Source organism: Bacillus sp. FSL K6-2431 (assembly GCF_038005165.1).
GTDB classification, from domain to species: Bacteria; Bacillota; Bacilli; order Bacillales; family Bacillaceae; genus Bacillus; species Bacillus pumilus.
Genome location: NZ_JBBOSQ010000001.1, coordinates 2,374,432 through 2,394,404, shown reverse-complemented (window position 1 = coordinate 2,394,404; position 19,973 = coordinate 2,374,432). Strand labels below are relative to the sequence as shown.

Genomic DNA, 19,973 nt, shown 5'->3' with positions numbered 1-19,973 from the left:
TTCCTCCTGTACATGCTCAGATGAATTTTTATTTATTATTTATCATGACAATAGAAATGTCAACGCTTTCATTTTAATTTCTGAATCATCTGACCGAAATAAAAGAGTGCACTCGCACGCAAGTACACTCTTTTATCCATAAATGAATACCTACTTTTGCTGATCAGATTCTTTCGCCATTTTTCGAATAAAGGCTTCAATGGATTCAACAAATAAGGCATATTCTTTCATTTGTTTATACGTATCTGACAGCTTCTCTTTTAATTCTTCCTGCTCTAGAGAAGGTTCACCGAGAATAGATTGGACTTGAATGAGCAATTCTTTATATTCTTCACGTTTATCTTCAACATGATCTGCCATTGTCTCCAAGCGTTTTCTAGTCGTCGGCTGCTGTTTTGAATTCAAATAAACAACCCCTTTTTGTCCTACCGCATTTGGATAAACGTCAGCCTCAGCTGTATATATTTTAAAATGATACCATAATGCCACTTGATATCCTATATGTAAAACGTCATCAAACCGCTTCCAGCCAACCTTGTATATACACGTTATAGGCTATAAGATACAGGTTGATTTTACTATTAAAACCAGAGCAGTATAATGAAATGGGCTAACCCCAGCTAAACATGTCCAATGTTTGGGCTGACCTGTTCAGTTGGATAGTTATATTCTTTGTCGTTTTCATTGGCGTTGAATCGGCTTATAGAACAATTCATAAAATGAAACATCGAACTGAATAAAGACGAACAAAAAAGCCCTGTGGACAGGGCTTTTTCTTTGTTCTTTTTTCAATCAATCATTAATGGAGTTGCTTTTTATTCCAGTACGCCTTTTTGCTAACACTAGAAAGCCCAATAGAAAAAGTAAACTTGTGGAGAGTCTACTTCTCCTAATGCTTATCCAAAGTATCCGTTTTCTGCGGTTTGAAAATCATTTGAGGAATTTATATGTACAGTAGTTGTGATCCCCATTAATAAGGTAAGGCTCAATATCATAACTTTAAAGTGATTCATTAATTACCTGCCCCTTTCTATTCACCACAATTTAGACTTATTATCGCAGATGACGATTTATTTTCCAACATTTGTGTAAAAATAAGTAATATGTAGCTTGTCATATGTTATATGAATTACTCATTTTCCCTCTTAGAGTCGGCTTGATTTTGCGGTATACCGAAAATTTGCATAAATAGCGCATCTGTTCGATTTTAGAATAGTTAGACATGTTAAAGTATTGTATATAATTGGTTTTATAGGAATATGAAGGGGGAGTATATATGGGTGGTTCTATCACTTATGACGAGGTTGCGATCAAACTGAATGAATGGTATTCAGCCATCAAAAAAGATCAAATAACTGATGCTGAATTTCTAAAAGCGGATGTTAAACGACTCTTTGACAGTATGGAGGAAAATCAAACTGTTTTATTATATTTTAGTCTTCTAGAATTTCGACATGACTTAATGCTAAGCTACCTCAAGCCTAAGTTATCTAGCCAAGAGTTAGATGAATATATGGTTCAGATAAATGAGCAGAAACATAAGATTGATCAATCACTTCACGAAGACAAAGATCAAATTGAAAAGATGTTAAATTTTTATTTCTGGTTTTTTAAAGGAATGCACGAATTTAGGAAAAAACAATTTGACGAGGCGATCAGTTCTTATAAATCTGCTGAAAAAGTTCTCCTGGATATTGAAGACCCTACTGAAAAGGCTGAATTTTACTACAAGTTATCAGAAGTGTACTATCATATAGACCAGTATCAAATTTCTGTCATGTATGCACATAAAGCATTGAGTCTATTTACAGAACAACCATTAATGCAAGAAAAAATAGCCTGGTGTTATTCAGTCATCGCTGGAAATTATCTATCTAAGCTACAATATGCTGATGCACTTACTTACTTTGAAAAATCCCATTCTTTTGCACAGCAGACGAAAAACGAATACCTTATATCCTCTACGATCTTTAACTTAGGCAAGTGTTATTTCCACTTAGAAAAATATACAGATGCCCTGTCCCACTTTGATACTTCTTGTGAACTTTTTGAAAAGAATGAAACATCACATGTTCCAAAAGCCTATTTTAACAAGCTATACACCCTCTTGAAATTAGGACAGGTTGTTCCAGCAGCCGAAACATATGAGAAAGGAGTCTCGGCAGCCCAACAACTGAATGACAAAATTTATGAAGAAGAAATGAAATTTTTATATTGCCTTTATTTTCAATCTAAGACACCAAATGCGATCACAGAGTTAAAACGTTGTCTTGACAATATACAAAGCAAAAATCTTTACGAAGATGTGTACCAACTAGCTTTTGAAGCTGCGCAATACTATAATAAAAGTAGGCAGTTGGAAATTGCTGTCGTTTTTTATGAAAGAGCACTTGAAGCAAAGTCGTTAATTCAAGGAGGGGAATTGTTAAATGTTGAAGAGTAGAATTTTTGTTCCCATCATGCTTGTAACTGTAGCATTAGCGTTACCAATTTTTCATTCTACTGCTGTCTCACATGAAGTGGCTGACAAAGTGATTACATCGAGTGTAGGGAAAGAAGCTGGAAATACAATATAAGATCAAAGAAACGGTTCTGTGACATCCATTGTCATAGAACCGTTTTTTTAACTAACTGCTTTTGTAAACAACTTAAATCAGTGGTACGATACTGAAAAACATATAATTATTCATTAGGGTTCTTCTTTCAAGGGGGCAAGACAAATGTCTTTCTGGCTACTCACAACCATCCTTACAGTTATTATACTAGGTATCTCTTTAATCTTTAAAAAAAAGAAGTCATCTTTCCAGTATGGATTTCCATCAGTTTTAATGCTGGTAAGTATCATCTTATTGCTCATAAGCTTTTTTGTGGGAGGATGGGAAGGTTTAGGGTTAGGAGCGATCAGCGTTTCTTTGCTGATTGCGTCAGTTATCGCTTTAATTATTACAAGCATTTTGGGTTTGAGTTATTTTAGTGGTAAGAAACAAAAATAAAGCTCATGTTCGGGAACACAAGCTTTGGCTGGTTATTATGCTCTTTTATAGCGATCATACATATATCGAATGATTTTTGTGATGACAGTGGTACACATGCATAGAAAGGTCATAGCCACTACCCAATATATAATCGACAGGTCGAACCCAGTATAGGCAAATATGAAGATGGTTGAAGTTATAAATGTGATAATTAGCACCACATGAACCTTCTTAAAGATTAAATAGCCAATAATCCCCTAAGCCAAATACAACAATGGCAATGTGAATAACACAAGCCACATGGGTTCAAGATAATGTAAGTTAATTTACTCCACGCTCCTCGTCAGTTATTTTACAACTTCCAAGCTTGTCATTTCCCAATCTCTATCAGATTTTAGAGATATCTCTTTAGAGTCTTTGCTTTCAATATTATATTCAATAATTCTGCCAATAACTCCATCCTTATCTCTATCAAACATTCTTACCAATGCATAAATCTTACCGTCTAAAATCTTGACCTCTTCTAAACGTTCGTCATCTGATTTAAAATTAAGTGGAATTTTTTCAGATGATATCTCTTTGAAGTCTCTGTTGAATGTCTTGACTTCTCCTTCATAGGAAACTATCGTGACTCTATCCTTGTCTACATTGATCTTGTAGATAATGAATCCTTTATCCATTACTATTTCTCTCTTCTTATCGAGAGTTTTTTTGTCGAGTACAACCAACATCGATTCTTTCTTACTGTCAACGCCATCGTTTACGGCAAGAATTAATTCTTCATTGTTTAATGACTTCAAAGATTCATTATTGTCAGGAAAGAAGACTGAGTCGACGTCTAACTTTTTTCGTTTTTCTTTATGAGTTTTAGGGTCTATTGAAGACACTGTGACACTTTCATCATTACTGAGAATGGCATAGATTTTTTTGTCTTCAAATATAGCTGTTGTTAATTCTCCGTCTAATTCAACTTGATTTTTATCGTTGTCATCTTCATTCCAATATACTAATTCTCCTACTAAGCCATCCTCTGTAAAGCCAACGTTAATGTCGTGTATAACATACCCGTTAGAGTAGTTAATAAAGAATGCACCCTCGTCATCTGTAGACTTTGAAAGTGATTTTGTATTCAAAGGCTCTACCTTCCCAGTCTTCTTATTTAGAGATACATGATAATTAGACCTATTAGATGAAAAGTACATATTATTATCGCTCTGAGTAGATGAGGTAAATCCCACACAGTTTTTCATTCTAATACTCGACAATTTTTTTCCTTCGTTGTTATAGTTGACCACCTCGCATCCTCTATCCATTACCTGCGAATAAATGATAGCAAATTTACTATCTTTCATATTGCTCAATTCTCCCTTAGGAGAATCCCCCACAGCCTCCTCTTTCTTTGAACATGCTGTACATATTAATGCTATTGCGCAAGCTGATAAAAGTAACTTAAAGTATTTCATTCAATCATCTCCTTTCAATTTTAAACAAGCAAAGCAATCGGGGGAAATCCCCGACTGCTTATTAACTTACTTTTTATGATAAAAGACCTTCGTGTTGTTAGAGCTAACTAATTCCATCGGTGACACAACTGAATCTTTTTTATTATTGTCAATATCATGACCTTGATTTTTCCAAGCCCTCCAAGCTAATTGAGAGCAATAGAATTTTTTTGTAGTTTTCTTGTCAAAGAAGTTCAAATTGTATGGCTTCTTATCTTTAGCTTGTTTCTCGGCATACTTAGCTACATTTACATATTTGGTATTATTAGACTTATTCACCCATAGCCCATATACCTTCTTTCTAGCACCCCATGTATTATTGTACTTTCTGACTCCATGCTGTTTAATTGGACTCCAAAGCTTATGCCAAGATTCTACTGTCTGTTTTTTTTCATTAGAGACAATTGCGGCATGTCCCAAGCCAATTACTTTATTTTTGTCTACTCGATCCAACATCTTGATGACTCGCTTGTAATAGCAACCTGTTTTCTCTACTTCTTCTCTTGAAACAACAATTACTAGGACTGGCTTCTTTTTGTCTTAGAAAACCAAGACAATGTCACCCTGTTGCATCTATCCTATTAGTCTTTTTAGAATATGTCACTTGAAAGGTTTGGGTTTAACCTTCAATTCCCCGTTCCTTTTCCAACAATGGAACGCTGTAATTGTATTTCTTTCATTGGTCATGTACAAACACTTCCTCTGCGCTTTTAAGGAAAATAGAGGTTTACTCACTGCTCAAAACAAAAAGAAGCAGGCTATCCCTTCCTGCTTCTTTTTCGCTCTTCTTTAGCTTTAGTAGTGATATTTCATACAGGTAGATTTCTACCTATACAAACTCATGATTCATCTCTTTTTTCTTGTTTGACATTCCTTATCCTTGATCGGCACCTTTTCTATCAATCGTGAAGGCGGCTGAAGAGTTCCCTTATTTATAGCATTGCGCTGTTTCTTGGTACTTATCAACTGGAAAATTCAATTTCACATCATACTGATCATCGTTGTAGAAGACGTAGACGTTTCCCTACTTGTTGAGCAGATCAACGACCTGCTTCTCTTTGTAAATGCCATGTTTTTAGTTTAAGATTTGTTTCATTTCTACCACTGATCGAGATTGATTTATTTCCCGGGGAAGGAAAGTAACGAGCAGTCAATACTTCCCGGCCTCCGTTTACAAAAATCTCAATCGACGATGCATCGATAAAGATGTGAAGATCGTGTAATTCCTCTATTGCTACTTCTCGAACTTCTTTTGATCGATCTTCAAATCGATCTCGCTCTAGTGTCAGTTTGCCCTCATCTTTATCATAAATGATACGGGCTGCCGCTCGAATACAGCATTCAAACCCTTTTTGTGTATCAATTTGATCAATGAATAACTCTGCGCTCGTAATATCATCTACAGGAATCGATTGAACGGAGCGTTTGATATGGAAAATATGCTCTTGTTCGTTGGTTCTCATCGCCTGAAGCTCAGTGACTGGCTTTTGAATCAGATGTCCGTCATCATCTAAACGCAGCTCTCTCGGAATGGTGAGGCAGTGTATCCATTGATACGAAATCGTTGGGTGATGCTCTTCTCCTTGATCAGGCACTCCCATCCATCCGATTAAAAGACGTCTGCCTGATTCGTCTAGAAAGGTTTGCTGCGCATAGAAGTCAAAGCCTCGGTCCAGCTCCTCAAATGCTCCGTGCGTATATTGATAAGTATGGTCATCCAATCTCCCAACAAAATAGCCTGATTGATGTGTATTATGATATTTTAAGCCATCTGGCTTGAGCCCCTGCGGCGACACAATCAATACATCCCGGCCATCTAATTCAAATAGATCTGGACATTCCCACATATAGCCGAAATCCTCTAATCCATTTTTCCCACTGCCTGCAATGATGCCTTGAAACGTCCAATTATCTAAAGTATCAGAGGTAAACAAGACGAGATTCCCTTTCAGGTTCAGGCTTTGTGCACCTAGAACCATGTACCACTGGCCATTTCGCTTCCATACTTTCGGATCACGAAAATGGGCGGTGAATCCATCTGGCAGCGTCGCCACGACTCCTTTTTTCTGAAAATGAATGCCATCCTCTGAAACAGCTAAACATTGATACGTCTCGCGGTTCCCTTGTTCATCGCGAACGTTGCCAGTGTACATCACATACATATGTCCATCGTCAATGACTGCACTGCCAGAATAACAGCCGTTTTGATCAAACCAATCACTTGGCGCAAGGGCGGCTTCCTCGTGCTGCCAATTTACTAGATCTGTCGATGTGTAATGGCCCCAAAATTTTGCGCCGTGACCCGTTTCGAATGGCTGCCACTGATAAAAAACGTGGTAAACGCCTTTCCACTGAATCAACCCATTCGGGTCATTTAAAAGACCTACTGGCGGCATTAAATGAAAATGCTGGCGGTACACATCTTTTTTCACCAAATGCTCGTAGTTTCGAATACGTTCTGCTACCTTTTGACGAAGTACTGCGTCAGTTGTTGTCATGACTGTGACCACTCCTTGATTATTTTTCGACTTCTTTTACTTTAAAGATGATGGTAAGAGTAAATGAAACAGCAACAGCGATTAACATACCAATCACATAATTCACCACATTTTGCACACCGAATGGCGCTGCAATCGCAATCATCGGAATCCCCGTTAAACCATAGGCGTTGGCGGCTACCTTTGTGAAGACAACAAATGCCCCGCCTAATGCGCCTCCGATCATCGCGGCAATAAACGGTTTACGATAGCGGAGGTTGACACCGAATATAACAGGCTCGGTAATCCCTAGGAAAGCTGAGAAGGCTGCAGGAAGTGCAATTTCTTTTGTTTTCGCGCGTTTCGCTAAGAAAAAGACTGCCAAGCCTGCCCCGCCTTGCGCTACGTTGGACATCGCCCAAATTGGCAGCAAATAGTTCCGCCCAATATCATTCAGCAGTCCTGCTTCAATCGCATGGAAGCTATGATGAACCCCTGTGAGCACAATGAGAGAGTAGGCTCCTCCGAAAATGAGTCCTGCTAAGAACCCTGCGTGATCATAAATAAATGTCAGTGCATTCGAAATTCCTGTACCGAGCATTCTTCCAAGCGGTCCAACAGCAATAAACGTCACAAATCCAGTCACAATCACCGTCACAAATGGGGTCACAAGTAAATCAATACTGTTCGGAACCACTTTTCTTAAATTCTTTTCAACAAGACACATGATGTACACAGTCAATAACACTGGAATGACTGTTCCTTGGTAACCAAGAAGAGCAATATCAAAATTGAATAAATGCATATACTCTGGTTTCGCATCCGTCAGTCCCCACGGGTTGAGCAGGTTCGGGTGAATCATAATCCCCCCAATAACGGCTCCTAAATACGGATTTCCACCAAACTCTTTCGCTGCACTGACACCAATTAAAATCGGTAAAATGATAAAGGCTGCACTTGAGAACATATCAAGCATTTGGAAGATCGCGGAGCTTGGGTCAGCCCATTTGAAGGCTTTCATCATGCCTAAAAGCCCCATTAATAAACCGCTTGCAACAATGGCTGGAATGATCGGTACAAAAATATTTGATAACGTCTTTGCAAAACGTGCAAGTGGATTCATTTTTTGTTTCACTGCTTCATCATGGCTGACAGGTTTTTCTTTCTCGTCGTCTGTCTCAAGGCCGGTCTCACGAGCAAATGGTTCATATACTTTGTTGACCGCTCCCGTTCCAAAAATGATTTGGAATTGCCCCGAGCTTGAGAAAGCCCCCTTTACCCCTTCAAGTTCCTCAATGGCATCTTTGTCAATCAGTTCCTCATCTTTCATCACCAATCTGAGTCTTGTTGCACAATGCGTGGCACTGATGACATTTTTCTTGCCGCCTAATAGTTCTGTTAATTCTTTGGCTGTTTTTTGATAATCCATGTTGTCTCCTCCTTTTTTAAAACAAAAAAGACCTAAAATTCACTAACGATAAAAGGACATACACGTCCCCTCGTTACGCAAATTTTAGGTCTTGCCTGCCTGACAGTCACAATCCCGCGATATCAAGTTTTGATTACGCTTTCATCATAGTATAAGAGCGTCACGTGCGTCAACCTCTTTTTTCGAATCTATTGACCCATATACACTATTTAAAGTAGTGTGCATAAAAAAAAGCCTGCATGCAGGCACAACCACTAAACCAATTCGGCATCCTGCAGACGCTGGACATGCAGCGTGATGTAGCCGATCTCCGATTCAGGGAGATGAAGTTCATATTCATTTTTTAACAATTCAGCGAGTCCACGTGCACACTGGTAAGCCAAATCATACTTTGTTTGGATAAAACTCAGCATGTCATCGTCCATGATTTGAAATGCCTCATTTGATTCCAACCTGCCTAATGCATACCTCAAATGTGTCACAAGTCGCTGATAGGAAATACTATCCTCATCAATTGAATGCTGAAAATAGCTTTCTATATGCTCGATCATTTCTTTGATCATCGTTGTATATTTCACGGTTTTTTTCATAGACTCCGTATTCATTTTGGCCGTATGAATATGGAGTGCCACATACCCTGCCTCATCGTCCGGCAGTTCAACCCCAAGCCGATCCTTTACATAACGAATGGCATACTTTCCAATTTCATATTCCTGCTTATATAAGACTTTGATCTCACCAAGCAATTTATTATATAGCACAATGCCCTTTTGAATGCGCTCAATGGCAAAGGATAAATGGTCAGTCAGTGATATGTGGATATGATCACTAAGCGGCATCATCAGTTCACCCTCTGCATAACTGATGATATGCTCTGCCACCTCAATATGCGCTTCGGGCAATGTCGCAAGAATTTGTTTGAATTTCTCATTTTCTTCACGCACAACAAAGATTTTCTCTATTTTTTGAACGGGAATGACGTCATTTTTCCCCTTCTGAAAAGCAATTCCGGGCCCCATCACAATTTTCTCCTGATCACCCTCCTTTACAATCACCGCATTGTTATTCAATATCTTATATATCTTCAAGGGGTATCCTCTCCCACTAGATAACGTTTCTTATGTGGGATTTTACCCTGTTTCATCTCCCATGTAAAGGTAAGAGCGGACCAGCACGCGCCTCTCTCGTCGTCTTCTCATCAAGCATCATCAGACTTTGCTTAAACGGTTTCTCTGACCTGCGCTTCTTGTTCTTTTCTTCTGCCAGCTTCTCTAGCTCTCTCTCGTTCACAACTTGAAAGAAACGATCATCCACCGCAGCCGCCTGAAAACGTTGCTGCTTCATCATCACACCAGGATTCACAAGCACATTCATCATGAAACCAAACCATACACTCAACCAGTTTCTGAATTTCCTCACTGAACATCCCTCCGCTTTTCTTAGAATCTAGCAGTTCTAGCAAAACAACTGCTCCTATCATATCCCGAGAAAAAAGAGAGGTTTGTCACAATCTGGGTGAAAAAACAAACTAGTTTTCAGAAGTTTTGTTGAAAAGTGCAGAAAATCATCATGTACGAGGGTGTTTGAATAAAAATTTTATACACACTATATCCAAAAGATAAGCACACCTTATCAACAGGGTTTATCCACATATCAACACCCCATTACTAGATTTTGTGTATGAGATTTTTTTGTTTTCCATATATATATCTAAATAATTGAGTTATCAACAGGAGTTTGTGTATAAGTGAGACTTTATAAACAAAATAGTTCTTTATAACTATGTAAAATAAGACCATTTTAGTAAAGGAATTGTTTTCATCGTATTGAATACTTAATAACGGGCAGTGAATCTTTCCTATTTATCCACAAAAAGAAAGGCTATCTCCCTAAAAACACAGCTAGAAAGGGGAAAATTAATGAAAAAGGTCATCTCTCGTTCTTCTGTTCTATTGTTCTCCACTATTTTTATTTTATCCACATTCTTTACAGGTCAACAGGCTAGTGCCGCTCCATCGAACAAACAGGTGGAACTGGAAAAAGCAGAAATCTTCGGTGAAATCAATGTCAAATCTAGAAAACATACCACTGTCATTGTTGAATTAAAGGAAAAATCCTTAGTTGAAGCTAAGCAAGAAGGCAAAGCTCAAACAAAGGCCTCCCTCAAAAAATCTCGAACAAAAGTAAAAAATGAAGCACTCAAAGAAATTGATAAAGCGAGTGTTCGTCAAGAATACGAAAAAGTCTTCTCTGGTTTCTCGATGAAACTTCCTGCAAACGAAATTCCGAAGCTGCTCGCAGTTGACGGAGTAAAAGCCGTTTATCCGGATGTTACATATCAAACAGATGAAGTGAAAAAAGAAAGCATCCAGCTTCCAAACGAAGATGTCTCCCCCCTTATGGATAAAAGCGCTCCATTTATCGGTGCCCCAAAAGCTTGGGATGCCGGCTACTCTGGAAAAGGGGTAAAAGTCGCTGTCATTGATACTGGAGTAGACTATACCCACCCTGATTTAAAAGGAAACTTCGGTTTATACAAAGGCTATGATTTTGTTGATAATGATTATTCTCCGCAAGAGACACCTAAAGGAGACCCTAGAGGTGAATCGACAGACCATGGCACACACGTCGCAGGAACAATTGCTGCCAATGGACAAATTAAAGGTGTCGCAAAGGATGCCTCACTTCTTGCGTACCGTGTACTTGGACCAGGCGGTTCTGGGACGACTGAAAACGTCCTTGCAGGCATCGACCGTGCTGTTACTGATGGAGCAGATGTCATGAACCTCTCTCTCGGAAATAGTGTGAATAATCCTGATTATGCTACAAGCATCGCACTCGATTGGGCCATGTCTGAAGGCGTTGTCGCTGTCACATCAAATGGAAACAGCGGTCCGAACAGCTGGACAGTCGGATCTCCCGGCACGTCAAGAGATGCAATATCTGTCGGAGCAACTCAGCTTCCTTACAGCCTTTACAATGTGAAATTCCCGAACTATTCTACTGCAAAAGTGATGGGCTACTACCAAGAGAGTGATTTAAAAGCACTTGACCAAAAACAAGTCACACTCGTCCATGCAGGTATCGGTGACGAAAAAGCATTTGAAGACATCGATGTGAAAGGAAAGGTTGCCGTGATCGAACGAGGAGCCATTGCCTTTGTTGATAAAGTCGACAATGCAAAAGCTGCTGGTGCAATCGGCGTTGTGATGTATAACAACACCGATGGAGAAATTCCAGTCGATGTACCGGGTCTTGCTCTTCCTACGATTAAGCTTTCAAAAGCTGAAGGAACGGCACTTGTCAAAGCCATTGAGGCTGGAAACAATACAACGACTTTCTCCATTCAATTTGTCAAAGAACTTAGTGAGCAAGTCGCTGACTTCTCATCTCGTGGACCAGTTGTGGATACGTGGATGATTAAACCTGATTTATCAGCGCCAGGCGTCAGCATTGTGAGTACAATCCCAACGCATGATCCTTCTCAGCCTTACGGATATGGCTCAAAGCAAGGGACAAGCATGGCTTCACCGCATGTGGCAGGGGTTGCAGCGATCATGAAGCAAGCAAAACCATCTTACTCAACAGAACAAATCAAAGCATTACTCATGAATACAGCAGAAAAACTATTTGACGCAAACGGCAGCCCATTCCCTCACAACACACAAGGGACAGGCAGTGTTCGAATCATTGAATCACTCCAAGCGTCATCTATCGTTTCTGATGCGAGTTATTCTTACGGCACTTTCTTGAAAGAAAAAGGCGTTCAAATCAAAACAAAGAAATTCAAGGTAGAAAACCTTTCAAAAGCACCGAAAACGTATACCATTGATTACAAATTCCATGGCAGCGGCATCAGCACAAACGGAACGAAAAAAATCACTGTCAAAGGGAATTCCACTGGGTCCTTTACTTCCGCGGTACAAGTGAAATACGGTAAAACGAAAAAAGGAACGTACCAAGGTAGCATTACCCTTCGCGAAAATGGCAGAAAGGTCACAGAAATTCCGACTTTATTGATTGTAAAAGAGCCTGATTATCCTCGCGTCACTTCGGTTTCTGTAGAGCCGGATAACCGTGCTGGAAGCTATGTCATTAGCAGCTATCTGCCTGGCGGAGCTGAAAACCTTGCATTCCTCGTCTACTCGACAGATGGAGAGTATTTAGGTGAAGCAGGTGTTTATCAACATGTTGATAAAGGAGAACACCGCGTAAAATGGAATGGCACAATTAATCAAGGTCAAAAGCTCGAATCTGGTGAGTATACAATGCTTGCGTATGCAAGTTTGAAAGGGAAATCCGACACTGTTCAAACGAAGGAACCTTTCGATATTTATCCTGAATAAATGTGAATCACAAGAAAAGCCTTGTATGAGTGGATCGCTCATCAAGGCTTTTCGATCATATATGGAGGAAAGAGAGATTGATGTTGATATTGCTATGGATCGTTTCTTTTTTTATTGCTTTTTTTCTAACGATCACCTTGGTGTATTTTTTCACCCTTTTATATGCGAACCATCCTCGTCCTTTTCATCAAGCATGCGAGCTGACGGTCTATGTGTCCTTCATTTACCCGCTTAGTTTGCTGGTGACAGCCGCGTTTATTTTCATCATGATGCTCCTCTTCCCTATCTACCGGCTGCGTGGACGGTAAACAGACATACATACGTTATGCATCAAAGGCTTCTTTTAATAAACGATAAGATGTGAGCCGGTCTTGCATGCGGTGAGTGATGGTCACGGCGATCACTTCATCTGTACGATAAGCCTTCGTTAATGCCGTCAGCTGTTTTTTCACAGAAGATGGCGTTCCAACCACCATCCTTTGACGATTGGCAGCCACTCGTTTTTGTTCATACGGACTATAGGAATAAGCCTGTGCCTCTTCATATGAAGGAAAGCCCCCGAGGTTTTGCCCCTGTTCATTGGCGAGTAAGGATAAATCTAAGCTGACTGCCAGTTTTTCTGCCTGTTCCTCTGTTTCAGCACATAAAACGAAGACCGCCAGACTAACGCGCGGCTCATCACCGAATGCTGAAGGTTCGAACCGGTTGATATATTGCTCCACAGAATCTTCTCCGCCTTCGCCATTGATAAATAGCGCAAACGTATAGCCTGCACCTGCTTTCGCCGCAAGTCTTGCACTTCCTCCAGAGGAACCAAGCATCCATACCTCTGGTGCAGTCTCTACCTTCGGAGAAGCGGTTAAATGGGGCAGCGGATAAAATTCATCTGCTAGGTCGTGTAAATAGACCTTCAGCTCTTCTACCTGCTCAGGATATTGATCACCTAGACGTTTTCGTTCACCATGATGAAGAGCTATGGAGGAAATGGGCATACCACCAGGAGCACGTCCAATTCCAAGATCGATTCTGCCAGGAGCGAGGGCTTCAAGAACCCTGAAGTTCTCTGCTACTTTATAAGCACTGTAGTGGGGCAGCATCACACCGCCTGAGCCAATACGTATGTTTGACGTAACGGCTGATAAATGACCAAGAAGCACCTCTGGACTTGATCCTGCAAGCCGGTTTGAAAAATGATGCTCTGATACCCAAAAACGGTGATAGCCCCACTTCTCTGCCTGCTTTGCCAATTCAACCGTTTGCTTTAAGGCTTCAGCAGGTGTTGCATCTCCAATCAAAGGAGATTGATCCAGTATACTTAATTTCATCTTACTGCACCTCTTACAGAAATCCCCCTCTCTCAATCGAAAGGGGGGATGTCTTATTTATTTTCGATTAAAGCCCTTCTCTTTCACAAATTCTCCAAGGAAGGCACGCTTTGGCTGACTAAAGCCGCGAAGCATCTGCTTAGACCAAGTATCTGTTCTCTCTCCGTTTGTCCGTTCTTCATAATATGATGAAATACGATCATCGTATTCTTTTAAATAACGATCCACATGCGTTTCATCTTGCTGATATGAATTTTCATGATAAATGAGTTCAACTGGCAGTCGTTCCTTTTGTGACGATTGACTCGCTGGATGTCCGACAACCAGACCAAATAACGGCAGCACATATGATGGCGTTTCAAGCAAATCAGAGACTTCTCTCAGTTGATTACGCAGACCGCCTATATAGCAGATCCCAAGTCCCATTGATTCTGCGGCTATACTCATATTTTGCGCAGCGAGCGCTGTATCAATGACGCTAATGAGAAAGGCTTCTGTATTCTCAAGCGCCTCCTGATGATTCTTCCCTGCTTTTTTTGCAATATCATCATGACGTTTCAAGTCTGCACAGAAGACAAAGAAATGCCCATTCTTCTCAACGTATGGCTGATTCCCAGCCAGTTCAGCAAGCTTGGCCTTCTTCTCCTGATCTGTCACCCCAATAATACTATACGCCTGTACATAGCTTGATGTCGAAGCAGCCTGTGCACTTTTAATAAGTGTCAGCACCTCTTCTTTGGACAAACGCTCGTCTGTAAACGAACGGATGGACCGATGATTTAATATCGTTTCTATCGTTTTGTTCAATTCGAAGACCTCCTTCACTTCTACTATCATAAGGCAAAGCCATATGGCTTTTCAAAAATTAAAACTCGAATGAAAAAAGACAGTCTATGCTTAGACTGCCCTTACCCGTTTTATTTAAATAAATAACTTTGGTATTTCGTTAATTGAACACTTGCATTATAAGCAATCCCGAATCCAATGAGAACAGATAAAACAGAGCTTCCTCCGAAGCTGATAAATAGGAGCGGAATTCCTGTTACAGGCATCACACCTATGTTCATCCCAATGTTCTGGAACGTATGGATCACAATAAGTGCTGTATATCCCACACAGAAGAATGACGCAAATCGGCTATAAGGATGGATACGGTCAATCAGCACGACAAGCCGGTAGATCAAGAAGAAGAACATGATCACAACAAACGCACAGCCGATAAAGCCAAAGGCTTCTCCTATAATGGAGAAAATCATATCTGTTTGTGCTTCTGGGACATAGACCTTTAAGTTTTTAACCCCATTCCCAAAAATCTGTCCAGCACCAATAGCCATAATGGCCCTATCAACCTGAAACTTATCACTACTTGTAGCATCTTGTATTTTAGCTTCTTCAGAGTTCGCAGAACTATCTGGAATCCAAGCAGTAATCCTATTGATTTGATATTGTTTAACACCGAGACTTTCTTTAGCGAAATCTGGAAATAATAAAACTACAGACAGAACCGTAATTATTAAGAGTACAACAACAGAACCAATCAATGAAATTATCTTCCAATTAACTCCAGATAAAAATACCATTACCATTACAATAAACATACAAACAGCAGCAGTACCAGCATCCTGCAAGAAAATTAAGCCTACTGGGACTATGGAAACTCCTGCAATTTTTAATAGTAGATATATGTCATCTTCTAATCTTCGTCTTCCTTTAGGTGTTGCTTTGCCAATTACCGAAGCCAACATCATGATCAAACCTATTTTCATAAACTCTGAAGGCTGAAATGTTCCAACACCCGGCAGAACAAACCAACTTTTTGCACCATTTATAGTAGGAGCAAAATCATGACTTCCAATTTTTGCAGGAGCGATTTTTAGAAAAATTAACAACAGTATGCCGCCTATAAAAATATAGAGACTGAGCTTCTCTAATTGCTCCAAGTCAAAGTAATTTATGGCTACAATAAATATGACCCCGATCATGTAGTAAATAATCTGTCTGGTCCATGCATTAGATCCATACTGCCCAAATTGACCCGCAGCATAAATCGCAATGACACTGATGGCAAAGAAGGCTAAAAATATAAAAATTAAATCCCCTTGATAGTACGGAGATGTATTCTGCTTGTTCATGAACTAACCACCCTTATTACAAAACATAAAAGCCCTTATTTATATTAGATTGAAATTTTCACAAAAGCAACTCACCTTAAATATGACGGAAGATACATCCGAAAGGTTCCAATCATTTTTCAAAAAATGAAATACTTTTCATCCTAACAATAGGAAAAAATTCCTCTATACTCTTTCCATTCAACCGATCACGAGTCCTTTAAAAAGATTATTTTACAGATATTAAGGGGAAAATTCAATGACCTATGTGGCAATATGACAAGCAATTATCAAGTCAGCATAAGTTTTATGAAGAGAAAAGGAAAAAGCCACTTTCTACGGAATAAGGCCCATTTTCCAATTATTGAGTTTACTTCAAAGTCAATTGTGGTATAATACTTGTAACAAAATGTTCACAATATCTCCTAAAAACAGACACAATTGCATCCTGACCTCTCATTTGAATTGAACATCAACTTACAAAGGAGTTGGATACGATGGATATGTTCTTTGCGTACCTATGTATTGCAACGGCTACACCCCTGTTTTTATGGCTTGAAAACAGAAAAATTGCGCTAGCTTCAATTCCACCCATTATGATTATGTGGATTTTCTTCGGTCTTTACATGACAAGCAGTTTATCTCCAGCAGGACATACCTTCATGATCGCATTCTTTGCCATTAACGTCATTTTGGCACATATTGCAGCGTTCCTCATTTATGGACTTCCATTCATTCGCAAAAGATTCAGTAGCACCAGATAAATAACGCACCACTTATTGGAGACGTTATCAACATCATGATAAAAACCACTCACCTTTGAGAGATGAGTGGTTTTTTATTATTTCTCTGAATGCTCCGATTGCTTTGGCGCAGAAGGTGAATAACCGTCTTTGCTGTTCTCTCCGTGGCTGTAGTGAGCCGCAAAGATCCAAACAGATCCGATAACGAAGATAATCGCACAAAACAGACCAAACAATGTATTTCCGACTTGAACAGTTCCGTTCTCGCTTTCTGTCATGTGCATAAACATGAATAGCTGCAAGAACGCTTGAATGAAGGCAAAACCAAAGATAATCCAAAGTTTTGCAGAACTGCCAATTTCAGCTCCAATGGCAATCCAGAATGCTAAGATGGTTAGCACGATGGATAGGATGAAGCCAACTACGTGTTTCCAAGGGAAGTGTTCGTGCTCTGCTGAGGAATTTGTTTTTCCAGCCATATCACAAAAGCCCCCCTAATCCGATCAAGTAAACAGCTGTGAAGATGAAAATCCATACTACATCAAGGAAATGCCAGTATAGACTTGAGATAAAAATCTTCGATGCTGTTTGTGGAGTTAATCCACGTTTTTTAATTTGGAACAAGACCCCGGTAATCCAGAAGATACCGATGGATACGTGTAGTCCGTGAGTTCCTAAGAGTACAAAGAATGCAGACCAATACGCACTTGTATGGATGCTCGCGCCCTCATGTACATAATGGAAGAACTCGAAAATCTCAAAGCCAACGAAGCCTGCACCTAGAAGCAGTGTCAGAATCGTCCAAATGACAACCCCTTTTGTACTTCCACGGCGCATTTCATGAACGGCAATCCCACATGTAAATGAACTAACCAATAGCAGGAATGTCATGATCAATACAAGCTTCATATCAAACAGCTCAGCTGGTAAAACGCCGCCAGCTGTTCTGCCATGAAGAACAAAGTAGGTCGCAAAAAGTGTTGAGAATAACACGATTTCCGCGCCAAGGAATATCCAGAAACCAAGGATGTTTAAACGTCCCGTTTCAGACTGATATTCAAGCGGTGCATTTGCATAGCTGCTATCATTATGTCCCATTACTTCTGCGCCTCCTTATTCTTTTTCTCTGTTTCAATCACTTCTTCAACAGGAATATAGTAGCCATCGTCGTATTCGAATGAACGTAAAATCATCGTTGCGAATACACCGATTAAGCCAATAACGCCAATCCAGTACCATTCAAATACAAGACCGAATGCACCAAGTCCGAAGAATGCAGACATGATAAGTGGTCTGCCTGAATTGTGCGGCATGTGAATTTTCTTGAATTCTTTTTCAGGATGAACGTCTACATTGTTTTGCTTCCAGTGATGGAATGCATCTGGTGTTGTCACTTCTGGAAGTGCTGCAAAGTTATAATGCGGCGGAATTGCAGAAGATGTCGCCCAGTCAAGAGTACGTCCTTCTCCCCAGCTGTCTCCAGACACTTCACGTTTCGCGTGTCTCCAGCTGTAGTAAATGTTGTAGCAAAGGATGATGAATCCGACACCCATCATAAATGCACCAATTGTTGAGATAAAGTTTAGTGCAGTCCAGCCATCTTCTGGTCCATACGTATAAATACGTCTTGGCATTCCTTGCAGTCCTAAGAAGTACTGCGGGAAGAAACAGATGTTAAATCCGATCATGAATACCCAGAAGAACCATTTGCCGATTCTTTCGTTTAACTTGTAACCAAACATTTTTGGATACCAGAAAACAAGACCAGCAAAACAAGCAAAAACAGTACCTGCGATTAATACATAGTGGAAGTGGGATACAAGGAAGTACGTGTTATGGTACTGGTAATCCGCAGCTGCCATCGCAAGCATAACCCCAGTGACACCACCGATAACGAAGTTCGGGATGAAACCAAGTGCCCAAAGCATTGGTGATGTAAAGCTGATACGGCCTCGATACATCGTAAAGAGCCAGTTAAAGATTTTCACACCTGTTGGTACAGAAATTGCCATTGTTGTAATCGAGAAGAATGAGTTAACCGCTGCACTGTTCCCCATTGTAAAGAAGTGGTGAACCCACACAAGGAAACTAAGAACAGAGATTGCCACAATCGATACAACCATCGCTTTGTAACCAAACAACTGTTTTCTTGAGAACGTCGCAAAGATTTCTGAGAAAATACCGAAAGCCGGCAGGATCACGATATATACCTCAGGATGTCCCCAAATCCAGAAAAGGTTCGCCCAAAGCATTGGCATACCGCCTGCTTCGAGTGTAAAGAATGCAGAACCGAATAAACGATCAAATGTCATAAGTGCTAAAGCAACTGTTAGTACAGGGAATGCGAATACGATGATGACAGACGTGATCAATGTTGTCCATGTAAACATTGGCATACGCATAAGCGTCATACCTTTTGTACGCATTTTTAAAATGGTCACCATGAAGTTAATACCAGTCATAAGTGTACCAATACCTGCAATTTGGAGCCCGAGCAAGTAATAGTTCTGTCCAGGTCCTGGTGAGAAATCATTTCCGGCGAGCGGCATGTAACTCGTCCAGCCTGCACTTGGTGATCCTCCAATGACGAAGGAAATGTTGAACAGCATCGCTCCGACCATAAATGTCCAGAAGCTCAGGTTGTTCAAATAAGGGAATGCAACGTCACGTGCACCAATTTGAAGAGGTACAACGACGTTGATTAAACCAATTAAAAATGGCATCGCCATGAATAGAATCATGATCGTACCATGCGTTGTGAAAATTTCATTATAGTGGTTGGAATCTAAAAACGTATTATTAGGAAGCGCCAGCTGTGCGCGCATCATCAGTCCGTCTACCCCACCGCGGAAGAACATAATCACAGCAGCAAGGATATACATGATCCCAAGCTTTTTATGATCAACTGATGTTAGCCATTCTTTCCAGAGCCATTTCCACTTTTTAAAGTAGGTTAAAACAAACACGATAGCAATGGAAGTAAGAGCGATAGAAATTTGCGCACCAAGAATTAATGGGTCTCCAGTTACAAAAAACTCATCCCATTTCAAATGCATAACGGCCTC

The 19,973-nt window shown here is 40.1% G+C and carries 19 protein-coding genes; 6 read left to right on the top strand and 13 right to left on the bottom strand.

Features of this window, described 5'->3' with window-relative positions:
- Positions 1-150: 150 nt before the first annotated feature.
- Positions 151-405, bottom strand: coding sequence for a hypothetical protein (locus tag MHH40_RS11910; RefSeq protein WP_008359596.1), 255 nt, complete (start codon positions 403-405; stop codon positions 151-153).
- An 871-nt stretch (positions 406-1,276) separates the two neighbouring features.
- Here MHH40_RS11910 and MHH40_RS11905 point away from each other — a divergent pair.
- The 3 genes from MHH40_RS11905 (at position 1,277) to MHH40_RS11895 (ending at position 2,993) form a co-directional block, all read left to right on the top strand.
- Complete coding sequence (locus tag MHH40_RS11905; protein WP_050944503.1) at positions 1,277-2,443, top strand: Rap family tetratricopeptide repeat protein; 1,167 nt, start codon at positions 1,277-1,279, stop codon at positions 2,441-2,443.
- Positions 2,430-2,576 (top strand): hypothetical protein, encoded by a 147-nt coding sequence (locus MHH40_RS11900; RefSeq protein ID WP_159037607.1) that lies wholly within the window; start codon positions 2,430-2,432, stop codon positions 2,574-2,576. Before MHH40_RS11905 ends, MHH40_RS11900 begins: the two co-directional genes overlap by 14 nt.
- A 144-nt stretch (positions 2,577-2,720) precedes the next feature.
- Positions 2,721-2,993: a YesK family protein gene (locus tag MHH40_RS11895; RefSeq protein WP_050944504.1), complete on the top strand. Its 273-nt coding sequence runs from the start codon at positions 2,721-2,723 to the stop codon at positions 2,991-2,993.
- Between the two features lie 329 nt (positions 2,994-3,322).
- On the opposite strand, the gene MHH40_RS11885 is transcribed toward MHH40_RS11895, so the two are convergent.
- From MHH40_RS11885 to MHH40_RS11860, 6 genes are all read right to left on the bottom strand, one after another.
- Entirely contained in the window at positions 3,323-4,438 is a 1,116-nt protein-coding gene (locus tag MHH40_RS11885) for a hypothetical protein (RefSeq protein WP_050944505.1), read from the bottom strand.
- A 66-nt stretch (positions 4,439-4,504) separates the two neighbouring features.
- Complete coding sequence (locus MHH40_RS11880; RefSeq protein WP_233421715.1) at positions 4,505-4,933, bottom strand: hypothetical protein; 429 nt, start codon at positions 4,931-4,933, stop codon at positions 4,505-4,507.
- A gap of 584 nt (positions 4,934-5,517) precedes the next feature.
- Positions 5,518-6,975, bottom strand: coding sequence for a sucrose-6-phosphate hydrolase (locus MHH40_RS11875; protein WP_050944506.1), 1,458 nt, complete (start codon positions 6,973-6,975; stop codon positions 5,518-5,520).
- 19 nt (positions 6,976-6,994) lie between these two features.
- Positions 6,995-8,383: a sucrose-specific PTS transporter subunit IIBC gene (locus tag MHH40_RS11870; protein ID WP_050944507.1), complete on the bottom strand. Its 1,389-nt coding sequence runs from the start codon at positions 8,381-8,383 to the stop codon at positions 6,995-6,997.
- 254 nt (positions 8,384-8,637) lie between these two features.
- On the bottom strand, positions 8,638-9,471 hold the full coding sequence (locus MHH40_RS11865) for a PRD domain-containing protein (RefSeq protein WP_050944508.1): 834 nt from the start codon (positions 9,469-9,471) through the stop codon (positions 8,638-8,640).
- A 52-nt stretch (positions 9,472-9,523) separates the two neighbouring features.
- On the bottom strand, positions 9,524-9,802 hold the full coding sequence (locus MHH40_RS11860) for a hypothetical protein (RefSeq protein ID WP_050944509.1): 279 nt from the start codon (positions 9,800-9,802) through the stop codon (positions 9,524-9,526).
- A gap of 500 nt (positions 9,803-10,302) precedes the next feature.
- Here MHH40_RS11860 and MHH40_RS11855 point away from each other — a divergent pair, with 500 nt between their 5' ends.
- Positions 10,303-12,729: a S8 family peptidase gene (locus MHH40_RS11855; protein ID WP_050944510.1), complete on the top strand. Its 2,427-nt coding sequence runs from the start codon at positions 10,303-10,305 to the stop codon at positions 12,727-12,729.
- An 80-nt stretch (positions 12,730-12,809) separates the two neighbouring features.
- Complete coding sequence (locus MHH40_RS11850; RefSeq protein WP_003214732.1) at positions 12,810-13,037, top strand: hypothetical protein; 228 nt, start codon at positions 12,810-12,812, stop codon at positions 13,035-13,037.
- A 15-nt stretch (positions 13,038-13,052) separates the two neighbouring features.
- Here the strand turns inward: MHH40_RS11850 and MHH40_RS11845 are convergent, their stop codons facing one another.
- The 3 genes from MHH40_RS11845 to MHH40_RS11835 form a co-directional block, all read right to left on the bottom strand.
- Positions 13,053-14,054, bottom strand: coding sequence for an LLM class flavin-dependent oxidoreductase (locus MHH40_RS11845; RefSeq protein WP_050944511.1), 1,002 nt, complete (start codon positions 14,052-14,054; stop codon positions 13,053-13,055).
- Positions 14,055-14,111: 57 nt separating this feature from the next.
- The gene (gene nfsA / locus MHH40_RS11840; protein ID WP_050944512.1) at positions 14,112-14,861 is read right to left on the bottom strand and encodes an oxygen-insensitive NADPH nitroreductase; all 750 of its coding nucleotides are present in this window, start codon (positions 14,859-14,861) and stop codon (positions 14,112-14,114) included.
- A gap of 110 nt (positions 14,862-14,971) precedes the next feature.
- Positions 14,972-16,186: an FtsW/RodA/SpoVE family cell cycle protein gene (locus MHH40_RS11835; RefSeq protein WP_050944513.1), complete on the bottom strand. Its 1,215-nt coding sequence runs from the start codon at positions 16,184-16,186 to the stop codon at positions 14,972-14,974.
- A gap of 476 nt (positions 16,187-16,662) precedes the next feature.
- Between MHH40_RS11835 and MHH40_RS11830 the strand changes: the two genes are divergently transcribed.
- Positions 16,663-16,929, top strand: a complete 267-nt coding sequence (locus MHH40_RS11830) for a spore morphogenesis/germination protein YwcE (protein ID WP_003215279.1) — start codon at positions 16,663-16,665, stop codon at positions 16,927-16,929.
- A 77-nt stretch (positions 16,930-17,006) separates the two neighbouring features.
- Here MHH40_RS11830 and qoxD read toward each other — a convergent pair whose 3' ends face one another.
- From qoxD to qoxB, 3 genes are read right to left on the bottom strand one after another with little or no spacing between them, the layout of a single operon-like run.
- Entirely contained in the window at positions 17,007-17,387 is a 381-nt protein-coding gene (gene qoxD / locus MHH40_RS11825; RefSeq protein ID WP_003215204.1) for a cytochrome aa3 quinol oxidase subunit IV, read from the bottom strand.
- Position 17,388: 1 nt separating this feature from the next.
- Positions 17,389-18,006: a cytochrome aa3 quinol oxidase subunit III gene (gene qoxC, locus MHH40_RS11820; protein ID WP_003214975.1), complete on the bottom strand. Its 618-nt coding sequence runs from the start codon at positions 18,004-18,006 to the stop codon at positions 17,389-17,391.
- Positions 18,006-19,964 carry a cytochrome aa3 quinol oxidase subunit I gene (gene qoxB, locus MHH40_RS11815; RefSeq protein WP_003215069.1) on the bottom strand — a complete coding sequence of 653 codons (1,959 nt, stop codon included), beginning with the start codon at positions 19,962-19,964 and terminating at the stop codon, positions 18,006-18,008. The genes qoxC and qoxB overlap by 1 nt, the downstream gene beginning before the upstream one ends.
- Positions 19,965-19,973: the final 9 nt, after the last annotated feature.